Annotated in this window: 22 protein-coding genes; 14 read left to right on the top strand and 8 right to left on the bottom strand. The window is 60.8% G+C overall.

Features of this window, described 5'->3' with window-relative positions; all coding sequences use genetic code 11:
* Positions 1 to 13: 13 nt before the first annotated feature.
* Together glrR and HR9077_RS05720 are read left to right on the top strand one after the other, a co-directional pair.
* Positions 14 to 1,384 carry a two-component system response regulator GlrR gene (gene glrR / locus HR9077_RS05725; RefSeq protein WP_136066045.1) on the top strand — a complete coding sequence of 457 codons (1,371 nt, stop codon included), beginning with the start codon at positions 14 to 16 and terminating at the stop codon, positions 1,382 to 1,384.
* Between the two features lie 126 nt (positions 1,385 to 1,510).
* Entirely contained in the window at positions 1,511 to 2,545 is a 1,035-nt protein-coding gene (locus HR9077_RS05720; protein ID WP_136066043.1) for a CNNM domain-containing protein, read from the top strand.
* Positions 2,546 to 2,806: 261 nt separating this feature from the next.
* On the opposite strand, the gene HR9077_RS05715 is transcribed toward HR9077_RS05720, so the two are convergent.
* A complete protein-coding gene (locus HR9077_RS05715) occupies positions 2,807 to 3,769 on the bottom strand; it encodes a hypothetical protein (RefSeq protein ID WP_136066041.1) in 963 nt (320 codons plus the stop codon).
* Positions 3,770 to 4,308: 539 nt separating this feature from the next.
* On the opposite strand from HR9077_RS05715, the gene HR9077_RS05710 reads away from it, so the two are divergent.
* Positions 4,309 to 5,715, top strand: a complete 1,407-nt coding sequence (locus HR9077_RS05710; protein WP_136066039.1) for an MFS transporter — start codon at positions 4,309 to 4,311, stop codon at positions 5,713 to 5,715.
* A gap of 42 nt (positions 5,716 to 5,757) precedes the next feature.
* Positions 5,758 to 7,719: a glycoside hydrolase family 127 protein gene (locus tag HR9077_RS05705; protein WP_136066037.1), complete on the top strand. Its 1,962-nt coding sequence runs from the start codon at positions 5,758 to 5,760 to the stop codon at positions 7,717 to 7,719.
* A gap of 25 nt (positions 7,720 to 7,744) precedes the next feature.
* Here the strand turns inward: HR9077_RS05705 and xseA are convergent, their stop codons facing one another.
* From xseA to HR9077_RS05675, 5 genes are all read right to left on the bottom strand, one after another.
* Positions 7,745 to 9,091, bottom strand: a complete 1,347-nt coding sequence (gene xseA, locus HR9077_RS05700) for an exodeoxyribonuclease VII large subunit (protein WP_136066035.1) — start codon at positions 9,089 to 9,091, stop codon at positions 7,745 to 7,747.
* A gap of 297 nt (positions 9,092 to 9,388) precedes the next feature.
* On the bottom strand, positions 9,389 to 10,648 hold the full coding sequence (locus HR9077_RS05690) for a TRAP transporter large permease (RefSeq protein ID WP_136066030.1): 1,260 nt from the start codon (positions 10,646 to 10,648) through the stop codon (positions 9,389 to 9,391).
* Complete coding sequence (locus HR9077_RS05685; protein ID WP_136066028.1) at positions 10,648 to 11,103, bottom strand: TRAP transporter small permease; 456 nt, start codon at positions 11,101 to 11,103, stop codon at positions 10,648 to 10,650. The genes HR9077_RS05690 and HR9077_RS05685 overlap by 1 nt, the downstream gene beginning before the upstream one ends.
* A gap of 17 nt (positions 11,104 to 11,120) precedes the next feature.
* Positions 11,121 to 12,107, bottom strand: coding sequence for a TRAP transporter substrate-binding protein (locus HR9077_RS05680; RefSeq protein WP_136066026.1), 987 nt, complete (start codon positions 12,105 to 12,107; stop codon positions 11,121 to 11,123).
* Between the two features lie 50 nt (positions 12,108 to 12,157).
* Positions 12,158 to 12,895 carry a GntR family transcriptional regulator gene (locus tag HR9077_RS05675; protein ID WP_168380899.1) on the bottom strand — a complete coding sequence of 246 codons (738 nt, stop codon included), beginning with the start codon at positions 12,893 to 12,895 and terminating at the stop codon, positions 12,158 to 12,160.
* An 88-nt stretch (positions 12,896 to 12,983) separates the two neighbouring features.
* Between HR9077_RS05675 and HR9077_RS05670 the strand changes: the two genes are divergently transcribed.
* The gene (locus HR9077_RS05670) at positions 12,984 to 13,775 is read left to right on the top strand and encodes an amidohydrolase family protein (protein ID WP_136066022.1); all 792 of its coding nucleotides are present in this window, start codon (positions 12,984 to 12,986) and stop codon (positions 13,773 to 13,775) included.
* Positions 13,776 to 13,783: 8 nt separating this feature from the next.
* Here HR9077_RS05670 and HR9077_RS05665 read toward each other — a convergent pair whose 3' ends face one another.
* Together HR9077_RS05665 and HR9077_RS05660 are read right to left on the bottom strand one after the other, a co-directional pair.
* On the bottom strand, positions 13,784 to 14,557 hold the full coding sequence (locus tag HR9077_RS05665) for a sulfite exporter TauE/SafE family protein (protein WP_210725870.1): 774 nt from the start codon (positions 14,555 to 14,557) through the stop codon (positions 13,784 to 13,786).
* Between the two features lie 136 nt (positions 14,558 to 14,693).
* Positions 14,694 to 15,599 (bottom strand): LysR substrate-binding domain-containing protein, encoded by a 906-nt coding sequence (locus HR9077_RS05660; RefSeq protein ID WP_168380898.1) that lies wholly within the window; start codon positions 15,597 to 15,599, stop codon positions 14,694 to 14,696.
* Between the two features lie 244 nt (positions 15,600 to 15,843).
* Here HR9077_RS05660 and HR9077_RS05655 point away from each other — a divergent pair, with 244 nt between their 5' ends.
* The 9 genes from HR9077_RS05655 (at position 15,844) to HR9077_RS22450 (ending at position 24,907) form a co-directional block, all read left to right on the top strand.
* The gene (locus HR9077_RS05655; protein WP_136066016.1) at positions 15,844 to 16,977 is read left to right on the top strand and encodes an alkene reductase; all 1,134 of its coding nucleotides are present in this window, start codon (positions 15,844 to 15,846) and stop codon (positions 16,975 to 16,977) included.
* A gap of 282 nt (positions 16,978 to 17,259) precedes the next feature.
* Positions 17,260 to 18,729 (top strand): IMP dehydrogenase, encoded by a 1,470-nt coding sequence (gene guaB, locus HR9077_RS05650; RefSeq protein WP_136066014.1) that lies wholly within the window; start codon positions 17,260 to 17,262, stop codon positions 18,727 to 18,729.
* Positions 18,730 to 18,858: 129 nt separating this feature from the next.
* Positions 18,859 to 20,433 carry a glutamine-hydrolyzing GMP synthase gene (guaA, locus tag HR9077_RS05645; RefSeq protein ID WP_136066011.1) on the top strand — a complete coding sequence of 525 codons (1,575 nt, stop codon included), beginning with the start codon at positions 18,859 to 18,861 and terminating at the stop codon, positions 20,431 to 20,433.
* 447 nt (positions 20,434 to 20,880) lie between these two features.
* The gene (locus HR9077_RS05640) at positions 20,881 to 21,813 is read left to right on the top strand and encodes a hypothetical protein (protein ID WP_210725869.1); all 933 of its coding nucleotides are present in this window, start codon (positions 20,881 to 20,883) and stop codon (positions 21,811 to 21,813) included.
* Between the two features lie 85 nt (positions 21,814 to 21,898).
* Entirely contained in the window at positions 21,899 to 22,045 is a 147-nt protein-coding gene (locus tag HR9077_RS22000; RefSeq protein ID WP_210725868.1) for a hypothetical protein, read from the top strand.
* Positions 22,046 to 22,351: 306 nt separating this feature from the next.
* Positions 22,352 to 23,038, top strand: coding sequence for a DUF4336 domain-containing protein (locus HR9077_RS05630; protein WP_136066009.1), 687 nt, complete (start codon positions 22,352 to 22,354; stop codon positions 23,036 to 23,038).
* Between the two features lie 332 nt (positions 23,039 to 23,370).
* Positions 23,371 to 23,754: a MarR family winged helix-turn-helix transcriptional regulator gene (locus tag HR9077_RS05625; protein WP_244613062.1), complete on the top strand. Its 384-nt coding sequence runs from the start codon at positions 23,371 to 23,373 to the stop codon at positions 23,752 to 23,754.
* A 34-nt stretch (positions 23,755 to 23,788) separates the two neighbouring features.
* Positions 23,789 to 24,622: an alpha/beta fold hydrolase gene (locus tag HR9077_RS05620; protein WP_136066007.1), complete on the top strand. Its 834-nt coding sequence runs from the start codon at positions 23,789 to 23,791 to the stop codon at positions 24,620 to 24,622.
* Between the two features lie 141 nt (positions 24,623 to 24,763).
* Entirely contained in the window at positions 24,764 to 24,907 is a 144-nt protein-coding gene (locus tag HR9077_RS22450; RefSeq protein WP_458692914.1) for an SDR family oxidoreductase, read from the top strand.
* Positions 24,908 to 25,126: the final 219 nt, after the last annotated feature.

Below are 25,126 nucleotides of genomic sequence, written 5' to 3'. Positions count from 1 at the left end.
TAGGAGCGACACCGTGAAGCACGCAGCCCACATCCTGTTGGTTGACGACGATCCCAGCCTGCTCAAGCTGCTGGGCATGCGCCTGGAAAGCCGGGGGTACCGGGTGACCACCGCCGACAACGGCCGCCAGGCGCTGGAAAGCCTGGAGCAGACGCGTCCCGACCTGGTGCTCTCCGACCTGCGCATGGACGAGATGGACGGCATGGCGCTGTTCCAGCAGCTGCAGAAGCGCGTTCCCGGCCTGCCGGTGATCATCCTCACCGCTCACGGTTCGATTCCCGATGCGGTCAGCGCGACCCGCCAGGGGGTGTTCAGCTTCCTGACCAAGCCGGTCGACCGCGACGAGCTGTTCGCGGCGATCGACGACGCCCTGACCCAGACCCCCGGCCCCAGCGTCGAGGCCGACGACGCCTGGCGCTCGGCGATCATCACCCGCAGCCCGCACATGGAGCGCGTGCTCGAGCAGGCGCGGATGGTCGCCGGCTCCGACGTCAGCGTGCTGGTCACCGGCGCCTCCGGCTCGGGCAAGGAGCTGCTCGCCAGCGCCATCCACCAGGCCAGCTCGCGGGCCGGCAAGCCGTTCATCGCCATCAACTGCGGCGCGCTGCCCGAACAGCTGCTGGAAAGCGAACTGTTCGGCCACGCCAAGGGCGCCTTCACCGGCGCGATCAGCCAGCACGAGGGGCTGTTCCAGGCCGCCGACGGCGGCACGCTGTTCCTCGACGAGATCGGCGACATGCCGCTGCCGCTGCAGGTCAAGCTGCTGCGCGTGTTGCAGGATCATCAGGTCCGCCCGCTGGGCTCGACCACCTCGATCCCCATCGACGTGCGCATCATCTCGGCGACCCATCGCGATCTCGACAAGGCGATGGCCGAGGGCGACTTCCGCGAGGATCTCTACTACCGCCTCAACGTCGTCAACCTGCGCCTGCCGCCGCTCAAGGAGCGCGCCGAGGACGTGCCGCTGCTCGCCAAGCACCTGGTCACCCAGGCCGCCGCGCGGCACAAGCCGTTCGTCAAGGGCTTCTCCTCCGAGGCGCTCAACCTGCTCGCCTCCAGCGCCTGGCCGGGCAACGTCCGGCAGCTGGTCAACGTGGTCGAGCAGTGCGTGGCGCTGACCAGCTCGCCGATCATCCCCGAGGCGCTGGTCTCCCAGGCACTGGCCGCCGAGGAGAACGCGCTGCCCTCGTTCAACGACGCGCGGGCCGGCTTCGAGCGCAGCTACCTGATCAAGGTGCTCAAGATCACCGAGGGCAACGTCACCCAGGCGGCGCGCATCGCCGGGCGCAATCGCACCGACTTCTACAAGCTGCTGGGGCGCCACTCGCTGGAACCCGGCAGCTTCAAGCCCGGCGCCGACACCGAGGAGCTCAGCCAGGCCTGATTCCCGGGGCGTCGCCGGGGCGGGTTGGCGCGGATGGGCGTTGAACGTTGCCGCCGTGCGATGGGTCGATTGACAGGCGATTCCTGCCTGGGTATACAAGCAACCCACTTCTCATTGCGAGCTTACATGGTCCTGCTGGCCGCTTTCGTACTGATCTCCATCGGTTTCTCCTTTCTCTGCTCGGTGCTCGAGGCGGCGCTGCTGTCGCTGACACCGAGCTACATCGCACAGTTGAAGGAGACGCGCCCCAAGCTGCACGACGCGCTCTCGCGGCTGAAATCCAACATCGACCGGCCGCTGGCGGCCATCCTGACGCTCAACACCATCGCCCACACCGTGGGCGCGACCGGCGTCGGCGCCCAGGTGTCGATCCTGTTCGGCGAAACCTACATCGCCGTGGCCTCGGCGCTGATGACGCTGTTGATCCTGGTGCTCTCGGAAATCATCCCCAAGACCATCGGCGCCACCTACTGGCGGGGGCTGGCACCGCTGCTGCCGCCGGTGCTGCGTGTCATGATCGTGGTCCTGGCGCCGTTCCTGTGGCTTTCCGAGCTGATCACCAACCGTATCGGCAAGTCCGAACACGATGTCGACATGCGCGGCGAAATCAAGGCGCTGGCCCGCATTGGCCTGGAGGGGAAGGCGCTGGACAGCGACGAGACGCGGACCATCGTCAATATCCTCAACCTGCACGAGATCACCGTGAAGAGCGTGATGACCCCGCGCACCGTGTGCGAGACGGTGACGCCGATGCTGACGGTGGGGGAGTTCGACCAGCGCTACGGCAAGACCCAGTTCACCCGCTTTCCCGTCATGGACGGCGGCGAACAGGCGATGGGCTACGTGCACAAGGCGGATACCTACCATGCCGACGACGCGCAGACCATGAAGGCCCTGATGCACCCCGTCGACGCCATCCAGGAAGCCGACAACGTCGAGCACGTCTTCACCTCGATGCTCAGGGACCACAACCACATGCGGGTCGTCTATGACGACCACGGCACCTGGGTCGGCCTGATCACCCTGGAAGACGTCATCGAGACGATCCTGGGGCAGGACATCGTCGACGAGACCGACAACGTGCAGAACCTGCGCAAGTATGCCAAGCAGCGTTGGCTGAAACGCATCAAGCGCGACGAGTCGGCCCGCTCGCAGAGCTGACCGCTGCCTCGTGACAGGCATGACGACCGCCCGCCGGAAGCCCGGCCGGCGGTTTTTTCATTGGTGCGCCAGGCATGGCGCACGCAAAAGAAGCGCGCCCGGGACGGGCGCAGAAAAGCGAGCACTGGACGATCGGCAGTCGGCGAGGCAAGGCGCCGGGTGCGAAGATCGCTCAGACGCCCTCATGATACGCCACCCGAGAAAAATCGCAATGAGAGTTGTTTACATTTGCGCCGAGGGTGATCGGCGCTACCGTACCGCTCAGATCGCGATATCGATGCTGCCGACCCGGGCCCGCCCGGGCAGCGTGCCGCCGAGTTGCCGGCCCAGCTCCGAGTAGAGCCCGTCGAGAACCGACCGGGCCAGCGTCCGGTCGAGGCCGGCGAGCTGCTTCTCGGCCTGGCGCAGGGCCTTCTTGCCGTCGCGGTTCTCCTCGTCGAGGGCGGCGCGCAACTGGGCGATCGCCTCGCTCAGGGATTTCTTGGCGTCCTTGAGCAGGCCCAGCAGCGCGCCATCGTCCGACCCGGAGGCGGCCGCGGGGGGTGGCCCGCCCGGTAGCGCCGAGGCGCCGGGCGAGACGGCGCTGCCGGAGGGCTTTTCGTCGTCCGTCGCCTCCTGCGAGCCTGCCGAGCCGGGCGTCGTATCGTCCGCCCGTTCGCTCGCCAGGTTGGTTGACGGCGCGGGCGCGGGCGGCGGCTCGCCGGACGCGGTCGCGCCGCCGCCGGGTGTCGACGTGGCCGCAACACCCAGGGCCGACTGCGCGCCCGTCAGCGCTTCGCCGACACCGGGGGTGGCCTGTGCCGCGGCCTGTGCCGCGGCCAGGGTCGGCGAAGGCAGGGCCATCGGGGCCGCCCCGGTGCCGCCGCCCAGGTTCCGGGCGAGGCCGTTCAGCTCGCCGGCGATGCTCTTGAGCTCCTTGGCGATCGCCGCGAGCTTGTTGGGCGAGGCGAACATCATCAGCGCCTTGAGCATCTCCAGGCGCTGCTTGAGAAAGCCAGCCTTGTTCTCGTCGACCTCGCGGGGCATCGCCTGAAGACGCTGCAGCCCATCCTGAAGCTCCCGCAGGCGCTCGGTGACCGGGTTGGGTGGCGTGTCCTCGGCCCGGCCAGGCCGTGACGCCGCCGGGGCGCGCTCGGCGCCATCCGCACGTGACGCGATGGCCGTGCGCTCCAAGGCGGTGGCACGGGGCGCGGGGTAAAGGGGCGAGCCGATCTTCATGGGCATTCCTTGCTTGAGCGCTGGCGCAGCGCTATTCAAGCAGGATATCGGCGGCGCCGGTAAATAGTTGAGCGGCCGTGCGGAGCTGGGCCTGGGGCTCGATCCGCTGGGCAATGAGGTGGAGCAGTATGTGGCGTCCTGCAACACACCCATTAGAGGCGAGGTCACGGTTTCCAACCGGGCCGAAATCCGTACGTGAAGCGCCCAAGAAAGCCCCGTCGGCGTCGGTCGGCGGGGTGTCGTCACGAAGTGGTCGCCAGCGTGGTAGGTAGACCTTCGTCGGTCTTTGCCACGTCATCTTGAGACAAACACCCCGTCAGAGAGGCTGCAGCTCAATGGTGATAATGAAATGAATATTGCTTTATTGCAGAAAACTTATTTTATTTATTTTCCATCATTGGATAGCTTCGAATTACTTCGATGGGCGAGGAGGGGGCAATGAATTTGCCAAGCCTGAACTCCTCGCCACTCTCGGGCCGTCTTGAATACGAGCACCTCCGATGCAGCGGATGGCTGGCGGCCCCTATTCCGAGGAGAAGCGCACGATGGCGACTGATCTTGCAGGAGATATTGGGGATATTGCCGACACCGAGACCGATGCTAGATTGGGGCGTCGTGAAAAGATCGGCTACGGACTTGGCGATGCCGGTGGCACCATTGTTACCGCGTTGATCGGTAATTTCCTGACGTTCTTTTATACGGATATCTTCGGGCTGGCTCCGGCGGTAGTGGGCACTTTGTTCATGGTGCTGCGTATCCTGGATGCCTTTACCGACCCCATGATGGGGATGCTGGCGGACAGAACGCGCACCCGCTGGGGTAAATATCGCCCCTGGCAGCTCTGGATTGCGCTGCCTATGGGGGGCATTCTCTTTCTGGCGTTCTTTTCACCCGACCTGAGCGGAGGCGCGCTGATCGGCTACGCCGTGGTCACCTATTTCCTGCTCTCGTTGTGCTATACCGCGATCAACGTGCCCTACTGCGCGCTGATCAATGTGATTACCAGAAGCACCCGTGAAGTGGTCTCCTGTCAGACATATCGCTTTGCGCTGAGCGGCGTGGCGGCCTTTTGCGTCATGGTGGGCCTGCCGCTGCTGGCCGACTGGCTGGGGCAGGGGGACATGGCCTTCGGCTATCAGTCGGGGGTGGCACTTCTGGCTGCACTGGCGGTCGTCATGTTCCTGATCTGCTTTGCCAGTGTCAGAGAACGCACCGATCTGCGTGATCACAACTACAGCATGAAGACCCTGATTACCAATACGGTCAAGAACGATCAATTGGTATTGATGTTTCTGATCACCTTTACCCTGATGAACGTCTTCAACGTAAAGGGCGGGTCGGCGATCTACTTTATCCAGTATTACCTTGAAGGGTCATCTTCCTTCATTTCGTTCTTTTTCGGTGTGGCGACGCTGTCAGGTATTGCCGGCAGCATTCTGGTCAATTACCTGACTCGCCGCATCGAAACCGTCAAACTCTTTGTTCTGACCAATATTGTACTGGGGGTGGGCTCTTGCCTCGCCTATGTGGTGCCCGGCGAGTACAAGACCGTCTGGGTCGGGCTCAATCTGATCGGTTGTATGATTCTGGGCTTCCTGCTGCCATTAAGCTTTTCCATGATGGCATTCACCGACGAGTACGGCGAGTGGAAAACGGGTAAAAGAACGTCGGGCATGACTTTCGCCTTCAACCTGTTTTTCATCAAGCTGGCCTGGGCGACGGGCGGCGCCATCGTCAGCTTTACGCTCTCTCTCGTCAGCTATCAGCCCGGCCTGGAAAACCAGACCGAGACCTCGCTGAACGGTATCGTGCTGCTGGCTACGATTGTTCCGGGGATCTTTCACTTTCTGCTGGCGCTGATCACCTGCCTTTTCAAGGTCAATGAACCCTTTCTCGAAACGATCAAGCATGACCTGAGGCATCGGGACGCCGAAGCGCACGGGGCGAGCTGACAATACTCGGGCCGCGGCGAGCCATTTTCACAAGGAACCGATATGAGCCAAGATCAAACAGCCGGTCACCGTGGCCGGATCACCGACAGCTTCTGGTCCCGCTATATCGATCTGGTCAGGGATGTGGTGGTGCCCTACCAGTGGGAAGTGCTCAACGACCGAGTGCCGGATGCCGCACCCAGCCACGCGATCGACAATTTTCGTATCGCCGCCGGCGAACTGCAGGGCGACTACTACGGCATGGTGTTTCAGGACAGCGATGTCGCCAAGTGGCTGGAGGCGGTCGCCTGGCTGTTGCGGCGCCAGCGCGACGAGACGCTGGAGCGCCAGGCCGATGACACCATCGAGCTGATCGCCAGGGCCCAGCAGCCCGATGGTTATCTCAACACCTACTTTATCTGCAACGTAGCGGAACAGCGCTGGAGTAATCTCTGCGAGTGTCACGAGCTCTACTGTGCCGGCCATATGATCGAGGCGGCGGTGACCTACTACGAGGCGACCGGCAAGCGGCGACTGCTCGATGTCATGTGCCGCTTCGTCGAGCATATCGATTCGGTCTTCGGCCACGAGCCGGGACAGATCGCCGGTTACGACGGCCATCCGGAGATCGAGCTGGCCCTCATGCGGCTGTATGAAGTCACCGGCAACGAGCGGCATCTGGCGCTGTGCCGCTTTTTCGTCGATGAACGCGGCCGGCAGCCGCACTTTTACGACCGAGAGTGGGAACGACGTGGCGGTAGCCATCATGACTTCGGTGAAGGGGGCGACGGCGTGCAGCCGTTCATGCTGCATGACAAGGGCTACAGCCAGGCGCATCTGCCGGTCTACGAGCAGGACCGCGCCGTCGGTCATGCGGTGCGCTTCGTCTATCTCTGTACCGGCATGGCGCAGTTGGCCCGTCACAGCGGTGATGAAGCACTGCTAGCCACCTGTCGGCAGTTGTGGGACAACATGGCCGCCCGCCAGATCTACGTGACCGGCGGCATCGGTGCCCAGGCACCGCGGGAGTCCTTCACCTCGGATTTCGACCTGCCCAACGACGCCATCTACGGCGAGACCTGCGCTGCCATCGGGGTGATGTTCCTGGCGCGGCAGATGCTGATGATGGATGCCGACCGGCGTTACGCCGATGTTATGGAGCGTGCCCTGTACAATAACGTGCTGGCGGGCATGGCGCTGGACGGTCAGCACTTCTTCTACGTCAATCCACTGGAGGTCGACCCCAAGATACTGGGTGACAATCTCGTCCTGAGCCACGTCAAGCCGGTTCGCCAGCGCTGGTTCACCTGCGCCTGCTGTCCGCCCAATCTGGCGCGTCTGATCGCTTCGCTGGATCGCTACGTGGTGGGCTGCATGAAAAACAGGGCCTTCGTTCATCTCTATGTCGGTGGCGAGTTTGAGCTGCCGCTGGATGGCGGCACCCTGAGGCTACGCCAGGAGAGTGCGCTGCCGTGGCGTGGTGACGTCGAGCTGACGCTGCAGGCCGACAGCCCGGTCAGGGCCAGCCTGGCGCTGCGCATTCCCGCCTGGGCGGCAGGCTTTGCTGTCGAGATCAACGGCGAGCGTTGCGATGTAAGTGCGGCCGACAACGGCTATATCGAACTCGACAGGCAGTGGCACGACGGCGATCGTATCGCGCTGTCGCTGGAAATGCCGATACGTCGCGTCTATTCACATCCCGGCGTGCGCCACAACGCCGGGCGGGTGGCGCTTCAGCGCGGTCCACTGGTCTACTGCCTGGAACAGGCCGACAACGGCGAGCGCCTGCATGACATCGCCCTGTATCGCGATGGCCGACTGACCACCACGGACGGTGCCGATACGCTGGCGGGAATGACGCTGATTCGGGCCGAGGCGGGGCGCGAGGCGTCGGACGATGACAGCCTCTACCGTTTCGACCGCGCCCCCGCGCTGAGCGATTGCACCGCGACCTTCATTCCCTATTTCGCCTGGGCCAACCGGGGCGAGGGGGAAATGCGCGTGTGGGTCAACGAAGTTCGCTGAACACAGGCCGGCGGCAACGGGGGCGCTATTTCTTCAGCCGGCGCTTGACCTCGAGCTTCAGCCGTCCCTCGCCGAGCCGCGCGGTCAGCGTCTGGCCCGGCTGGGTGTCGGCGGCGCTGCGCACCACCTGGCGGTCGTCGTCCTCGAGGATCGCGTAGCCGCGCCCGAGCACCGCCAGCGGGCTGACCGCCTGGAGCTCGCGGGCCAGGGCGCCGAGCCGCTGGCGGCGCTGTTCGAGCTGGCGGGGCATGGCCTGGTACAGCCGCTGCTGCAGGCCGTCGAGCTGGCCGCGGGCGCGGGCCACGCGGCTCGTGGGGTCGTAGCCGGCCAGCCGGCGTTGCAGGTGCTCGACGCACAGCCGCTCGCTGCGCAGGCGCTGGTCCATGGCGCGGCCCAGGCGGCTTTCCAACTGGGCGAGGTGCTGGCGCTGCCGGGCCAGGCGCTCGCCGGGGTGGCGCAGCCGCGCGCGCAGGTGGTCCAGACTCTGTGCCTCGCGCTCCAGGCGTGCTCGCTGGCAGCGCAGCAGGCGGCTCTCGGCGACCTGCAGGCGGCGGCGCAGATCGCGCCGGTCGGGCACCAGCTGTTCGGCGGCGGCGGAGGGCGTGGGGGCGCGCACGTCGGCGGCGAAATCAGCCAGGGTGGTGTCCACCTCGTGGCCCACCGCCGCCATTACCGGCAGCCGCGAATGGAAGATCGCCCGCGCGAGGTGCTCGTCGTTGAATGCCCACAGATCCTCCAGGCTGCCGCCGCCACGGGTCACCAGCAGCGCATCGAAACCCGGGCCGTTCGGCGCCTCGGCCAGCCGGTTGGCGATGGCGATGGCACGAATGATCGCCGGCACCGCCTCCCTGCCCTGGACCGGCACCGGCAGCAGCGTGACCGGCACCAGCGGCCAGCGTGCCGCGAGCACCGCCAGCACGTCGCGGATCGCCGCGCCGCTCGCCGAGCTGATCACCGCCAGGTGGCGCGGCGGGTAGGGCAGCGGGCGCTGGTTGGCGAACACCCCCTGGGCGTCGAGCTGGCGGTTGAGCCGTTCGAAGGCGGCGAGCAGGGCGCCCTGACCGGCGGGCTGCACCGCCTCGACGATCATCTGGTAGTCGCCGCGCGGCTCGAAGATCGATACCTTGCCGCGCAGCCGCACCTGGTCGCCGTTGTTGAGCGGCGCGGTGAAGCGCGCGCGGTTGCGGAACAGCGCGCACTTCAGCTGGGCGCGATCATCCTTGAGGGTGAAATAGACGTGCCCCGAGGCCGGCCGCGCCACGCTCGAGACCTCGCCCTCGACCCAGCAGTCGCCGAAGCCGCGCTCCAGCAGCATTCGCGCCTGGCGGTTGAGCTCGCTGACCGAAAGGGTCGGGGTGCCGGTGTCGTCCATCGCGGGCCTCGCAGGTCGGGCAGGGTCGGGAAGGGGCAGTCTAGCATCTTGGCTACGGGCTACGGGCTACGGGCTACGGGCTACGGGCTACGGGCTACGGGCTACGGGCTACGGGCTACGGGCTACGGGCTACGGCGTCGCTGCCATCGGGAATGCCTTTCTCCCAATACGCCTCTCACAAGAACCCGCTCCCGCCAAGGCCACCTTCAGGTGGGCATCTGGGGGAGCGAATTCATTCGCGATAAATGGGCCACCCGGTCAGCATCGTAGGCGTCAGGGTGGCCTGGTAGGGAGGCTTCAGCGGAACCACAGCGCCGTCATCGGCGTGAAGGTGACGAACAATAGAACGGCGAACATCGCCAGCAGGAACCACTTGCAGTAGCCCATGACCTGCTCGATCTTCATGCCCGTGGTCGAGCAGACGGTAAGCAGCACGCTGGCCACGGGCGGCGTCTGTTGCCCGATACCCAGGTTGAGGCAGACGATGACCCCGAAGTGCACCGGGTCGATCCCCAGGTCGGTCGCCATGGGGAGCAGCAAGGGCACGACCACGATGATCGCCGCGCTGGCATGCAGGAACATGCCCAGCAGCAACACGAAGACGTTGATGATCAGCAGGTTGAGGATGTAACTGTCGGTGATGCCGCCCAGGGCGCTGGCGATCTGCTGGGGCAACTGCTCGTTGGCGAGATACTGGCCCAGGATGGCGGAGCCCGCGACGATCATCATCACCACGGCGGTCTGTCGACCCGAGGTCACCATCAGCGACCAGATGATCCGGTAGTCCAGGTCGCGCGTCACGAAAAGGCCGAACAGCAGGGCGATCATGACCCCGATTCCGGCGGCCTCGGTGGGGGTATAGATGCCGGCGATCAGGCCGCCGACGACGATCACCGGGATGGCCAGGGGGATCAGCGCCCGCTTGAAGGCGGTACCCAGGGCCTTGATCTCGAAGCTGCCCTCGCGGGGGTGTTGTTCGCGGCGGGCGAACAGCCATGAGGTCACCATGAACGCGGCGGCCAGCAGCAGCCCCGGCACGATACCGGCGATGAACAGATCGCGAATCGAGGTGTTGGTGGTCACCCCGTACAGCACCATGGGGATCGACGGCGGAATGATGATGCCCAGCGTCGCCGAGACGGCGGTAATGGACGCGGCGAACCCCTTGGGATAGCCGCGCTTCTCCATCTGGGGCACGAAGATCTTCGACATCACGGCCGCATCGGCCACCGCGGAGCCACTCATCTCTGCCATGAACATCGAGGTCATGACGTTGATATGGCTCAGGCCACCGCGCATCCAGCCCACCAGGGATGCCGCCAGGTCGATCAGGCGCTGGGCGATGCTGGTCGCGCTCATCAGCTCGCCCATGAGGATGAATAGCGGGATCGCCAGCAGCACCAGCGAGTTGGTCCCCGAGAAGATCTGCACGGGAATCATCAGCAGGTTGATGTCCGCGATCCACATCGAGACCGCGGCGGTAATCATCAGGGCAAACCCCACCGGAACCCCCAGCAGGATAATGCCGAACAGTATTGCGACTACGCCCCAGGCCATCAGGCATTCCTCCAACGTTGAATGAGTCGAGCGCCCAGGGCCACCACCATCAGGGCGCTGGCAAGGGGCAGCACGCTCATGAACACGCCCTGCGCGATGGGCAGCGTCTCTATGGAGCGTCCGCCGACACGGTCGATCATCTGCCACGATTTCAGGCCGAGCAGCACGAAGAACCCGATGACCGCCAGCTCGCCGATGACCTGGATGCTCCCTCGAAGCAGCGGCGGAAAGGACTCGACCAGCATGTCGAAGGCGATGTGGCCCTCCTGCCTGGCCGCGAGATAGGCGCCCAGGAAGGCGATCCATACCAGCAGAAAGCCCGGCACTTCATCGGCCCATACCAGGCCCGAGCCGAGTACATAGCGGTAAAAGACGTTCAAGCAGACAGCGATGGTAGTGAGGGCCACCAGGGCCCCCACGATGGTCTCGACCAAACGATCCAGATATCTCAGCATCGTTTCGACTCCAGCGGTTATGTCGATTCAGCGGTCTGGCGCACGAGCTCGAGCCAGTCATCGCCATACTCGTCCACGTAGTTCTCGTAGACGGCTTCGACCTTGTCGCGGAACGGCGCCGGGTCGACATCGTTGACTTCCAGGGAATCGCGCATGGTATCGAGGTACGACTGCTCGATCTCGGCGGCCTGGGCGTAGGCATCGTCGCGCATCTCCTCGGCGACCTCGCTGAAGACGGCCTGCTGCTCGTCGGTGAGCGAGTCCCAGAATCCCGGGGAAGCCAGCAGGAACGACGGCGTGTAGACGTGACGGGTCAGTGACAGGTAGTCCTGTACCTCGTACATCTTCTGGCCATAGAAGCCGTAGGTCGCGGCTTCGGCGCCGTCCACCACGCCCGTCTGCATGGCGGTGAAGGTTTCGCCCCAGGAGATCTTGGCCGGTACGGCCCCCAGCGAGGCGAAGATCTGCTGGCGGAAGTCGCCGCCCGAGATGCGGATCTTCATGCCATCCAGATCGGCGGGCTTCTCGATGGGGTGGCTGGAGTTGATGATGTGGCGAAAGCCGTTCTCGTAGACGCCGACCACCTTGGCGCTCATGTTGTCCTCGACGGTGTCGACCAGGTCTTCCTCCAGCCCGGCGGCCATGGCGCGCTGGACGTTCTCGCGGTCTTCGAACAGCCACGGAAGGTCGAAGAAGCCGAGCTTGTCGTCCACCTTCAATACGCCGGAGGCGACATTGGCCATCTCGATGGTGTCGAGCTGGAGTTGGTCGATGAGCGCCGATTCCTTGCCGAGCTGCCCGTTGGGATAGAACTCGAAGGTGAACTCCCCGGGGAGGCGCTCCTCGATGCGGTCGGCGAACATTTCCACCTGCTTGGCCAGGGGCGATGCGGCCGACACGTGGGTGGCGATGCGGACCTCCTGCGCGGCCTGGGCATGCACGCTCAGGGCGAGCAGCCCCATGCCTGCGAGGCCGGACAGCGAAACGGTCTTGTTGTTGATCATGATGTGGCTCCTTGGGGAGTCGGTTGGGGAGAGGGCGATGACGCCATCGCCTAGCGGATGTCGAAGCTGTAGTGGAACAAGTCGAGTCGGCCGCGGCTCAGCCGCCACTCCAGCGGCTTTTCGTCGTAGCCTCTGGCCAGACGCGTGATCTCGATGACCTGCGTGCCGGGCTCCAGCCCCAGGTGATGGGCCGGGCCCTCCGGGGCGGGGCCGGCGCAGAGGGTGTCGGTGGCGCGAAAGACGACCTCGGCACAGACCCGCTCGTAGAGGGGGTAGAGCAGGTCTCCCCACTCCTCGGTGGGCAGGCTCAGCAGAGGGGAAAAACGTGCACCCGGCAGGTAGATCACCTCGTGCAGCAGCGCCAGCGCGTCGACACGCCGCACCCGCTCGATCTCGATCAGCGGGCTGTGCTCCGCCACTTCGAGGTGACGCGCGATATCGGCCGTCGCCGGCAGCTCGCGAATCCCGAGCAGCTCGCTCTGGGGGTGCAGTTGCACGCCTTCGCGGTCCGTCAGGCGGAAGAACCGGGCGAGCGAGTGGCTGAAATCCGCCCGCCGCACGAAAGTGCCACGGCCATGCTGGCGCTCCACCCAGCCGCGATCGACCAGCATGTCGATCGCCTTGCGGGCCGTGCCCGGCGCAACGCCATGCGATTGCGAGAGGCTCATCTCGGAGGGCAGTAAGTCGCCCGGCTTGAGGCTGCCTTGCTGGATCTCGCTCAGCAGGGCCTGGTAGATCCGGTAATAGCGCGGGCTGCGCATCTCGTCTTGCTGGGAGTCGGCTTGCATTGGCATGTGCTCTAATGTACTTATGGTCTTATATAAGTGTAGATATGTATGACACTCTTGATCCCCGTGCACAACCCGGATTAGACCAATGTCTAGAATCGTCGATACCCATGCCCATGTGTTCACCCACCAGTGCCGGGTGGCAAGGAATCCGCGGCATCGCCCCAGCTACGAGGCGCCACTGGCGCGCTATCTCGGCTTGCTGGACCGCTTCGGGGTCGAAAAGGGCGTGCTGGTCCAGCCCAGCTTCCTCGGTACCCACAACGACTACCTCATGGACTGCCTGCGGCAGCAGCCCGGGCGGCTGAGAGGCGTGGCGGTCCTCGACCCCAGCGTCACGGATGCGACCCTCGAGGCGATGACGTCGCTGGGGATCGGGGGGACGCGCCTCAACTGGATCGGGCGCAGTGTGGATGAGCTTCGCTCGCCGGAATGGAGCGCGCTGTTCTCGCGGCTCGAGTCGCGCGGCTGGCACGTGGAGATCCAGGCGGAGGGCGAAGGCCTGCTGGCGATACTCGATCTACTGGACGCGCGCGAGCTGGCGCTGGTGATCGACCATTTCGGCCGCCCCCAGGCCAACGCCTGGCGGGACCCCGTCATCGATCGCCTGTGCGCCGGGGGCGATGACAAGCGCTACTGGGTCAAGTGCTCCGCGCCTTATCGCAGCCGCAGCGACGGCCTCGTCGAAGTGAGCAAGAGACTGCTTGAAGAACTGGGGCCGCACCGGCTGATGTGGGGCAGCGACTGGCCCTGGACGGAGCACGAGCATCTCTACAGCTTCGAGAAGGCCCTGGACGATGCCGAGCGCTGGATTCCCGCCGCCGACCTGGCCACGGTCATGAGCGAGACGCCACGCCGGTTCTACGGATTCGACGGCTAGCTACGGCTTCATGGCACCGCCCTGAGCCCCTCGATCACCAACAGCACCCCGCCCAGGATCACCACGCCATCCAGAATCCGGGAGTGCGACCGCGCGGGCAGATGTCGCGTCAACCGCTTGGCGAGGAAGGTGCCCGGAATGGCGCATATACCGATCAGCAACGCCATCGCCCAGAGCGAGGGGGCAAGCGCGCCCGACGCCTGAAACAGAGCGACCTTGGCGATACCCAGCACCAGGGAAATCCCGGCATCGGTGGCGATGACGCTGGCCCCGGCCAGCCCGACCGACAGCAGCAGGGATATCAGCACGACACCGGACCCCGAGGTACCGCCCATCAGCAGCCCGTAGCCGGCCGCGCCCAAGGAGAGCCCCGGCCTGCCCAGATAACCCCGCCTGCGGATCAGCAGCGGTCTCAACGGCACGATCAGAATCAGCATCAAACCCAGGACGATACTGACGCTGGGTCCGGAGAGCCGGGTGTAGCCGTAGGCGCCCAGCAGGCAGAAGGGCAGTGCAAAAAGGATGACCAGTACCGCCTTCTCCCTGTCGAACCGGGCACGAAAGGCCCACACCCGGCTGGCATTGGTGAGCAGCGCCGAGAGGCTGACGACGGGGACCACGGCCTCGGCGCCGATCAGCGGGATGAGCACCGGTGGCAGCAGCAGCCCGGTGCCGTAGCCGCTTATACCTCCGAGCACCGACGCCGCGAAGGCGATCGCCGCCACGCCGAGATACTGTGCGATGCCGATATTGCCTGATGTCAGAAAGAGAGGGTGTGCCAAGGTCGATCCGCCGTTCAACGCCGTCGGGCAACTCGGAAAACCGCAACCGACGCGCTCCGAGACTGCCCCGTCCGGCGCTGCAGCGCCAACAAGAAATAGTGTCGATAATGCAAGAATCGCTTGTGGCCGGTCTCGCTCAGGCCGCCGATTGCCTGGCGGCTGCGATGAACTCGGCCGCGATTGGCGACGGTGTTCCACGCTCATGCCGTGCGATATAGAAATCCCTGACGATAGGGAGTTGCTCGATCTGCCTGGAAACCAGCTTGTCCGCCTGAAGTGTCGAACGGGCACAGAGCATGGAGATTACGGCTACGCCAACACCTATTTCGGCCGCTTCCTTGGCCGCTTCGGGGCTGCCGACGACCAGCTCTACCTTCAGCGAGTCCAGAGATAACCCCACGGACGATAGGTGACGTTGGAGTAGGGCGCGGGTCGCGGAGCCTTCCTCACGCATTATCAAGGGCGTTTCCAGAAGATCCTGCATCGTGACCTGTTTTTTTAGCGCCCATGGATGATTCTTCGAGGCGACGAACAGGACCTCGTCCCGGAAAAACGGTGTCGTATGGAAACGCGCCAACCCCGGGGGCCCTTCGCTGGTGATGGCCATGTCCACTGACCCCTTCATGAGCCGCTCCACAGCGTTTGCGCTGTTGCCGACCTCCAGCACCACACGGACGGCGGGATGAAGCGACCGGAAATCGCTGATTGCCCGGGGCAGGGTGTATTTGGCGATGGAGTTGGTGGCCGAGATGCGCAGCGTCGACTGGGCGGTACGCGCGATGTCACCGAGTGACTCGTTGGCCTCCGCGTACAGGGCCAGGATTCTGTCGGCGTGCGCGAAGAGCGCCTGACCGGCGGTCGTCAGCTCGGTAACTCGATGCCCGCGGGTGAACAAGCGCAAGCCGGCGTCCTGCTCCAGCGAGCGGACCTGGGAAGAGACCGCCTGCTGCGTCAAGCAGAGATGCTGCGCCGCCTTGGAAAAGCTCTTGTACGTTGCCACCGCATGGAAGATACGCAGGCGTTGATCTCTGAGGAGCGTCATTCGTGTCACCGGAAATGGCCTGTCGAGAGGATGTCGTTGTCCAGAACAATAGCTCAAGCCCAGTAGTGCTGGCCTGGTTGTGCTCGGGTCATCGCTTTCCTGGCCATAGCTTCCCTGCATCGCAACATTTGGCAAGATTCATTGTTAACTGGCTAATCGTTTCCTAGACTTTGGTCTACCTCAGCGAGCCACGATGGCTCGCTTTCGTTTTGGCCTGACCTCATCGCTAAAAGGAGTTCACGACGTGGCTTCGTTATTCGAACCGTTCGATCTTGCCGGCACCCGCCTGAACAACCGCATCGTCATGGCGCCTATGACCCGCTCCCGCGCTCCGGAGGACATCCCCACGGAACTGGGCGCGCTCTACTATCGCCAGCGCGCCAGTGCCGGGCTGATCATCTCCGAAGGCACGCCGATCTCGCGCCAGGGGCAGGGGTATCTCTACAACCCGGGTATCTTCGGCCCCGACCAGCTTGCCGGCTGGGCCAAGGCGACCCGCGCGGTGCATGAGCGCGGCGGCGTCTTCTTCGCCCAGATCTGGCATGTCGGGCGCGTCTCGCACACTACCGTGCAGGTTGCCGGCGCCTCGCCGGTCGGCCCCAGCGACGAGCCCGGCGGCATGGCCTTTGGCTACAACGAGGACGGCAAGCCGGACATGCTGAAGGCCAGCCGGCCCCGCCGGCTCGAAACCCGGGAAGTCAAGGATATCGTGCGCGATTTCGCCCAGGCGGCGGTCAATTCACGCGAGGTGGGCTTCGACGGCGTCGAGATCCATGGCGCCAACGGCTACCTGTTCGAGCAGTTCTTGAATCCCGGCGTCAACGACCGCGACGACGAATACGGCGGCTCGCGGGAAAACCGCTGCCGGCTGCTGCTGGAAGTGGTCGACGAGGTCAGCAAGATGATCGGCGCGCGCCGGGTCGGGGTGCGTCTCTCGCCGCACGGCACGCTGTTCGACATGCCGGAGTACGACGACAACGGCGAGACCTACCTCCACCTGGCGCGTGAATTCAACAAGCGCGGCTTGGCCTACGTGCACCTGCACGACCAGGGCGGCCAGGGCATGCCGCCGATGCCGCGCGATTACCTGCGCCAGTTCCGCGACGCCTACAACGGCACGCTGCTGCTTGCCGGCAACCTGGACCAGGCCGAGGCGCAAAAGCTGATCGACGAGGGCACCATCGACCTGCCGGTGTTCGGCCGCCCGTTCACGTCCAATCCGGACCTGGTGGAGCGCATGCAAAACGGCTGGCCGCTGGCGGATTTCGATCCGAATACCTTCTACGGCGGCGATGCCCGCGGCTACGTGGACTTCCCCACCTACGCGGAAGAGCAGGCACGGCGCGAGCGCGAGAAGATGCTCGAGGAAAAATCCTGATCGGAGCATTTTTGTGTTGAGCTATCCGGCCTGGTGGTAATGCCAGCTCCACAAGGCCGGCTACCGGCGAGAACCTGTGGGAGCGAACTTGTTCGCGATGAATGGGCCGCCCGGCTGCCGTGCCGCCGCTGCCGGGAATGCCTTCCTCCCGCCGCGCCTACCACGGACACGAGGATGCAATCGCGCACGGCTACGTTGAGTGCGAAACGGACGAGGTTTATAATGGTCGATTAACTCTCCAACGCCCCGTCTCCCACCATCTGCTCATTGGGTGTTTCCGATATGCTACGTATGGCGCAAGAAGCTCTTACGTTCGACGACGTATTACTCGTTCCCGGCTACTCGGATGTCCTGCCCAAGGACGTCAGCCTCAAGTCCCGCCTGACCCGCAACCTCACGCTCAACATCCCGCTCGTCTCCTCCGCCATGGATACCGTGACCGAAGCCCGGCTGGCCATCGCCATGGCCCAGGAGGGCGGCATCGGCATCATCCACAAGAACATGTCGATCACCGCCCAGGCCGCGGAAGTGCGCAAGGTCAAGAAGCACGAGAGCGTGATCGTCAAGGACCCGGTGACCGTCGCCCCGCAGGCCAAGCTGCAGGACCTGCTGACGATGGCCGACGAGTACGGCTATTCCGGCTTCCCGGTGGTCGAGGGCGAGACGCTGGTGGGCATCGTCACCGGCCGCGACATGCGCTTCCAGCCCGACCACAGCGACCACGTCGAGGCGATCATGACGCCTCGCGACAAGCTGGTCACGGTGCCCGAGGGCACGCCGCTGGACGCCATCAAGGCCAAGCTGCAGGAAAACCGCATCGAGAAGATCCTGATCGTCGATGACGCCTTCCGCCTGCGCGGGCTGGTCACGGTGCGCGACATCGAGAAGGCGCGTACCTACCCCAACGCCGCCAAGGACGCCGACGGCCGGCTGCTGGTCGGCGCCGCGGTGGGCACCGGCGCGGAAACCGCCGAGCGCATCGCCGCACTGGCCGAGGCCGGCGTCGACGCCATCGTGGTCGACACCGCCCACGGCCATTCGCGCGGGGTCATCGAGCGGGTGCGCTGGGTCAAGGAGCACTTCCCCGACGTGCAGGTGATCGGCGGCAACATCGCTACTGCCGATGCCGCCCGAGATCTTGCCGAGGCCGGCGCGGACGCCGTCAAGGTCGGCATCGGCCCGGGTTCGATCTGCACCACGCGCATCGTCGCCGGCGTCGGCGTGCCGCAGATCACCGCCGTCTCCAACGTCGCCGAGGCGCTCAAGCCCTACGACATCCCGCTGATCGCCGATGGCGGCGTACGCTTCTCCGGCGACCTGGCCAAGGCCGTCGCCGCCGGCGCCAGCACGGTGATGATCGGCGGCCTGCTGGCCGGCACCGAGGAAGCCCCGGGCGAGGTCGAGCTCTACCAGGGCCGTACCTACAAGGCCTACCGTGGCATGGGCTCGATGGGCGCGATGTCGCAGACCCAGGGCTCCGCCGACCGTTACTTCCAGGACAAGGCCGAAGGCGCCGAGAAGCTGGTGCCGGAAGGCATCGAAGGCCGGGTGCCCTACAAGGGCATGATGAGCGCCATCGTCCACCAGTTGATGGGCGGGCTGCGCGCCTCGATGGGCTACACCGGCTGCCGCACCGTCGACGAGATGCGCACCAAGCCGGAGTTCGTGCAGATCACCGGCGCCGGCTTCGCCGAGTCCCACGTGCATGACGTGCAGATTACGAAAGAAGCCCCGAACTACCGCGCGGGGTAAACCGCGCAAGATGAAAGAGGGAAGGGGGAAGAAGGAAGACGATCTTCCCTCTTCGCGCTTTCCTCTTCATTCTTTTCCGGCAGTGCCTTCGTCCGGGCACTCGAATCCATTACGGCGGTGGCCCCCTTCATGACCGACATTCATGCCCACAAGATCCTGATCCTCGACTTCGGTTCCCAGTACACCCAGCTGATCGCGCGGCGCGTGCGCGAGATCGGCGTGTATTCCGAAGTGCGCGCCTTCGACATCACCGAGGAGGAGATCCGCGAGTACGCGCCCAACGGCATCATCCTCTCCGGCGGGCCGGAATCCACCGTCGCCAATGACTCGCCGCGCGCCCCCGAGTGCGTGTTCGAACTTGGCCTGCCGGTGCTGGGCATCTGCTACGGCATGCAGACCATGGCCATACAGCTGGGCGGCCGGGTCGAGGGCTCCAACAAGCATGAATTCGGTTATGCCCAGGTCAGGGTCGACGGCGATGACGACCTGCTCGGCGGCATCAAGGACCACGTCGACCACGACGGCAGCGCACTGCTCGACGTGTGGATGAGCCACGGCGACAAGGTCGCCCAGGCGCCCGAGGCGTTCAACATTACCGCCAGTACCCCGAGCTGCCCGATCGCCGCCATGACCTGGCCGGAAAAGCGCTTCTACGGCGTGCAGTTCCACCCCGAAGTGACCCATACCCTGCAGGGCCAGCGCCTGCTCGAGCGCTTCGTGCTGGGCATCTGCGGCGCCGAGCAGCTGTGGACCCCGGCGCGGATCATCGAGGATCTTTCCGCCCGGGTGCGCGACCAGGTCGGCGACCGCCACGTGCTGCTCGGCCTCTCCGGCGGGGTGGACTCCTCGGTGGTCGCCGCGCTGCTGCACAAGGCGATCGGCGATCAGCTGACCTGCGTGTTCGTCGACAACGGCCTGCTGCGCAAGGACGAGGGCGAGCAGGTGATGGAAACCTTCGCCCGCCACATGGGCGTGCGGGTGATCCGCGTCGACGCCGAGGACGAGTTCCTCGGCAAGCTCGAGGGCGTGGACGACCCCGAGGCCAAGCGCAAGGCGATCGGCAACACCTTCATCGACGTGTTCGACCGCGAGGCCGCCAAGATCGAGGGTGTGGACTTCCTCGCCCAGGGCACCATCTACCCGGACGTGATCGAATCCGCCGCCAGCAAGACCGGCAAGGCCCATGTGATCAAGTCGCACCACAACGTCGGCGGCCTGCCCGAGACCATGAAGCTCAAGCTGGTCGAACCGCTGCGCGAGCTGTTCAAGGACGAAGTGCGCAAGCTCGGCCTGGAACTCGGCCTGCCCTACGACATGGTCTACCGCCACCCCTTCCCGGGGCCGGGCCTGGGCGTGCGCATCCTCGGCGAAGTGAAGAAGGAATACGCCGACATCCTGCGCGAGGCCGACGCCATCTTCATCGAGGAACTGCACAACGCCGACTGGTACCACAAGACCAGCCAGGCCTTCGCGGTGTTCCTGCCGGTGAGATCGGTCGGTGTGGTCGGCGACGGCCGCCGCTATGAATGGGTCATCGCCCTGCGCGCCGTGGAAACCATTGACTTCATGACCGCAAGATGGGCGCATCTGCCGTATGAGCTGCTGGAAAAAGTTTCCAATAGGATCATCAACGAAATCAGCGGTGTATCGCGGGTGACGTACGACGTCAGCAGCAAGCCGCCCGCGACGATTGAGTGGGAGTGAGTACCGAATAGGGGCAGGCGAGAGCTGTCTAGGCCCGCCTCATACGAAAGCCTGCCTTTACCGGCAGGCTTTTTTGTTGCACAACGTTACCAAGCCAAGGCTAACTTTGGTTAAGGCTCTGAGCACATGGCCGATAGTTAGGCGCAGAAAGAACGATGCGCAGGAGGTCGCAGGGAAAAGATGTCATCCCCGAGCGGTAGCGTGGCTGGATTTATGAAATTAACGACGCTGGGGGAAGTCGAGAGTGAGCAAACGAAAAAAAGATTGAAACTATGAGGTCTGCTTTCGACCCAGAGCGGATGGTCCGAGGAAGGTCGCATGCGCGTTCAAGGGTGTTATGCAGCAGGCACGGTTATTGGTGTTATGTTGCCGAATTATATTTAATGCTTAGGAATTTCAATAGGTTGGGGGTGCGGATGGTGTGCTAGATAACATTGTTGAACGAGCGTGCTCGTTCAAGTCAATAAACGATCGCGCTATCTAATACCTGTTATACGCTATTGGTCTGGTAGTGATTCTGAGGTTTTATCGTTGAATATAGATGAGATAAAAAGCAAGTTTAGTAATAATCAAAAAAAATTACTAAATAGAATTGAAAAGCTTATTGGTCACGATTCTTCGGTGGCTCTTATAAGTTTGCAAGGGGTTGAGAAAACTTCACAAGCGGAGATAGAAGTAATTGCAAATATAATTAGTCAGTTTTCAGATATTAAGATATTTTCTTTTAAGGATAAGCCTAGAGAAATTGCTTTTATTGGTAAGGCTTTTAAAAGACATAAAGTAAAAATACTTCCGCAGTACAAAGTTGCGAAGTATAATAAAAATCATCAGCCGTGGGCAATAGATCTTGTTTTAGAGTTGATGCGACCAATTGGAGATGAGTTTGTAAAAATTGCCTCACTCGGTGTTGAGTATGATGGATATCCAGCACATTATGTAGAGAGTAAAATTAAAAGCACATATAACCGAGATACCAATATCTTGGCTCAGAGTGGAATTTTTTCTATTCGTATATCGCCAGAGTCCTGGAAAAATGATCCAGAAAACATAAAGAAATCCATCAAGAAATATTTTGAGCATAAAATAAAGGAAATTGAAACCATCCAAAGAAAGACTCTTTTGGTGGTGGATAGAAAACCAAGAAAATACGCCGAGTGCCCCATTTGCCTTGGGGAGAGAGTTCTCGCAAATGATTTTTGTCCGGTCTGTAAAGGTCTAGGTTCCGTCTATGCCGACCAATTGGTGAACATAGATGAGTCAGAATATATTCATTTTGATTGCCCAGATTGCAAAGGTAAGAGAGCTACATGTCATCTCTGTCATGGAAATGGGTATATCGACAGAGAGAAAGCGATTGAATGGCAGAAAAGTCGCGTATAACAAGGCGCTGCTGTCGGACAAATTTTACGCTACGCTTCAAATTTTCCGCAGAGCGCGGCGTTATGCATAAAGGAGTAATAAGAAAGTGAAACGACATCCCATAGATCTTCAAATCGAAAAGGCAGACAAAGCTATCGTTGCTGAGGAATTTGATGAACTCATGGATATCTATACTGATGATGCAGTTTTAGTTATAGAGCCGGGCCGAAATGCAGTAGTGGCGATTCAGTAGGGAAAAATGAAATTCGTAAAGCGTTTGAGGCTATAGCGGTTTATTTTAAAAATGGATTGCAAGTTGAACAAAATGGTCTGGAAATCTTAGAGTCAGGAAATACAGCACTTGTTCTAGCAAATACTGTAGTATCTGGCCCAGGTTTTCCTGCCACTGAACGTAAAGCCACATATGTATTCAATAAATCGGTTGGTGGCATCTGGTTATGTTCTGTCGACAATTCATATGGTCATGAGATTATCGGAAAAAATGCGTAATAATAAGCTCCCTTTGGTTTGAGCTGGGGCGTTATGTGATAGGGGGAATATGGAAAATTTAGCTCACGAAATATGGGTGTTCGATGGGAGCTCTGTGAAGTTCTTGGGGCTGCCTTTTTCGACTCGTATGACAGTTGTTCGTTTACTTAATGGCGAACTTTGGGTTCATAGCCCGATACAGCTGTCCGAAACAATCCGTGAAAAAATAGAAAATTTAGGTCAGGTGAAATACTTGATCGCACCGAATCATCTGCACCACTTGTTTTTGCCTGAATGGGTCTCTGCTTATCCTAATGCTGAAACATATGGCACTAGTGAAGTTATTAAGAAACGCAGTGATATTTCATTCACTGACTCTTTGAATAACCAGCAAAGCTGGGCTTGGAGCTCTGAGATTGAACAAGAGTTGTTTTCGGGGTCTCCATTAATGGAAGAGTGCGTTTTTTATCATAAGGTCTCTAACACTCTTGTTGTTGCTGACTTGATTGAAAATTTCTCTGGTCAAAATTTTAACTATTGGCAAAGGGTTGTTGCGAAAGGCGTCGGTATTTTGGCTCCCAACGGAAAAATGCCTTTGGATTGGCGTTTAAGTTTCATTTTTGGCAGAGATGATGCTCGTAGCCACCTTAATCGTTTGTTGGCATGGAAGTCTCAAATATTGGTAATGTCTCACGGTGAAATTGTCAAAGAAAATACAGATGAGTTCTTGGCTCGTTCATTTGAATGGCTAATATGAGCCATTTTGCGAGAAAATCACATAACCGGTCGATGCATGGGAACCGAACAGCGATCCCATGAGCTCGAGCGTAAGGAATATTCTGCATATGGAAAGCATCTTTAAATTCTTTGAAAGTATTTAAAAATATCATATGGGGGCGTTTCTATCTGAGCCACAAGGGAAACGATGTTCTAATTGTCTACAGCATCACTGGGCGAAAAGTCGCTTAAAATGCCGGTGAAATCAGGCGTTAGGCATGTATCTCTATCTCCCAGGTTGTTGATTAGTGTTTGACATCGCAACAATATGGAATTATATTTGCGAGCTCAAACATTAAGCAAGGAATGTCTGTGTCAGAAAATTTGGAACCTGGGTTGGTGCGGAATTTCAGCAACCTGCAAAATAAAATTCAAAAAAAGGTTGGCGCCGCGCTTTCTGCGCATGGTGTTGGTCTATCCGAGTATCTTGTTCTAAACCAGTTGTATGTAGCTAGTAATCAGAACATGCGACGCAGCGACCTTGCTGAGCAAGTCGGCTTAAGCCCGTCCGGCGTTACCCGTCTGCTCAATCCCATGGAAAAATGGGCCTCATTGAAAAGCAGGATAGCCCCCGCGATGCCAGAGTTAGCCTGGTTGCACTTTCAGAGACCGGCAAGAAAATTACTGAAGAGGCAAAAGTTTCGTTTGAGTATTCATCTGTTGCATTGTTTGAATTTCTCGATAAAAACCAGTTAAGCACATTATCAGATCTGATTAAGGTTGTTACAAAATGACTATAAATCCTTATCGGCAAGCTCTGATCAATAAAATTGAGGCGTCTGTTACTGAAAGCCATGTTAGTGCGGGCTCAATCAATACCGCCTACTTGTCGTCAGGCTCCGGGCAACCGCTGATCTTGTTACATGGAGGCGGAGCCGGGGCGGTAAGTTGGTATCCGTCCATTGCCGCTTTATCAAAACACTTTCGTGTCATTGCCCCGGACATAGTCGGTTATGGAGAATCCGATAAGCCTAACGCAGCCTATGACAAAGCGTATTTTTGCAAGTGGCTAAAGGACTTTTTGTCAGCATTAGATATCCCCAAGGCGCATATTGTGGGATTGTCTCAGGGTGGTGCAATCGCCCTTCAGTTTGTGCTGAATGAGCCACAAATGGTTGATAAGCTCGTTTTGGTTGATGCTGGAGGACTCGGTGCTAAGCCGCCGTTCGCCTCGTTATTCAGTATGATTTTGATGAACAGTTTTCCATCGTCTGTCACTGATTGGTTTTTTTCTCGCTATATATTGTTTAACCCTAAAAATAGAGACCCGAATCACGCAAGCTATTCGATTGATGTGTTAAAGCGTGCAGGCGGACAAAATGCTTTTAAGCAAGGCCGGGGTTCGGCGGTTGTAGAAATTCCGCATGCATCTTTGCGCAAGATACAAAACAAAGCATTAGTGATTTGGGGAGAGAATGATCGGCTATTTCCGATTGAATATGGACAGAATTCGGCAGCGCAGATACCTAACGCTGAGTTTTTAAGCATAAAGGATGCTGGCCATCTGCCACTTATGGATCAAACGCATATCTTTAACAAATCTGTTATAGACTTTTTAAGTTAGTATGAGGCTGCATATGCATTTAGTTAAGCCGTTGTTCGGAGCAATACAAAATCTGCTGCGCTTTACTGAGCTGAGAAGCAATACTCTATTCGATGTAACTCTATTCAGCCGGGTGCCATATATACGCCGATATGGGACGTGATGCTTGGAGAGGGTGAGCCTAGTGATGTTGCGTATGCCGCTCTGTATTTGGCTTCTGACGAATCCAAGTATGTCACCGGAATTGAGCTCAATGTTGATGGTGGAGTCCTTGCAGGTAGCACCGCATCACCACCACACAAGTAATTCCTAACAATCGGCTGCACGGCGACCGATTTTCCGCCGCTTCGCGGCTCCAAACCGGCGCGTGAGCCGGGCGTTATATCTACTCTGGCTTATGGAATTCCCCCAAAAAAGTGGACACGCGCCATTAGTGCAAACCCTCAAATTCCAGCGGCGTCCTGTAACCAAGGCTGCTGTGGAGCCGTTGGGTGTTATAAAAGCCGTCAATATAGCGATTTATAT

Origin of the sequence: Modicisalibacter radicis, from assembly GCF_900961225.1 — a bacterium.
Taxonomy (GTDB): Bacteria; Pseudomonadota; Gammaproteobacteria; order Pseudomonadales; family Halomonadaceae; genus Modicisalibacter.
Note: the sequence above shows the minus strand (reverse complement) of the source record. Positions and strands in the feature narration are given on the sequence as shown.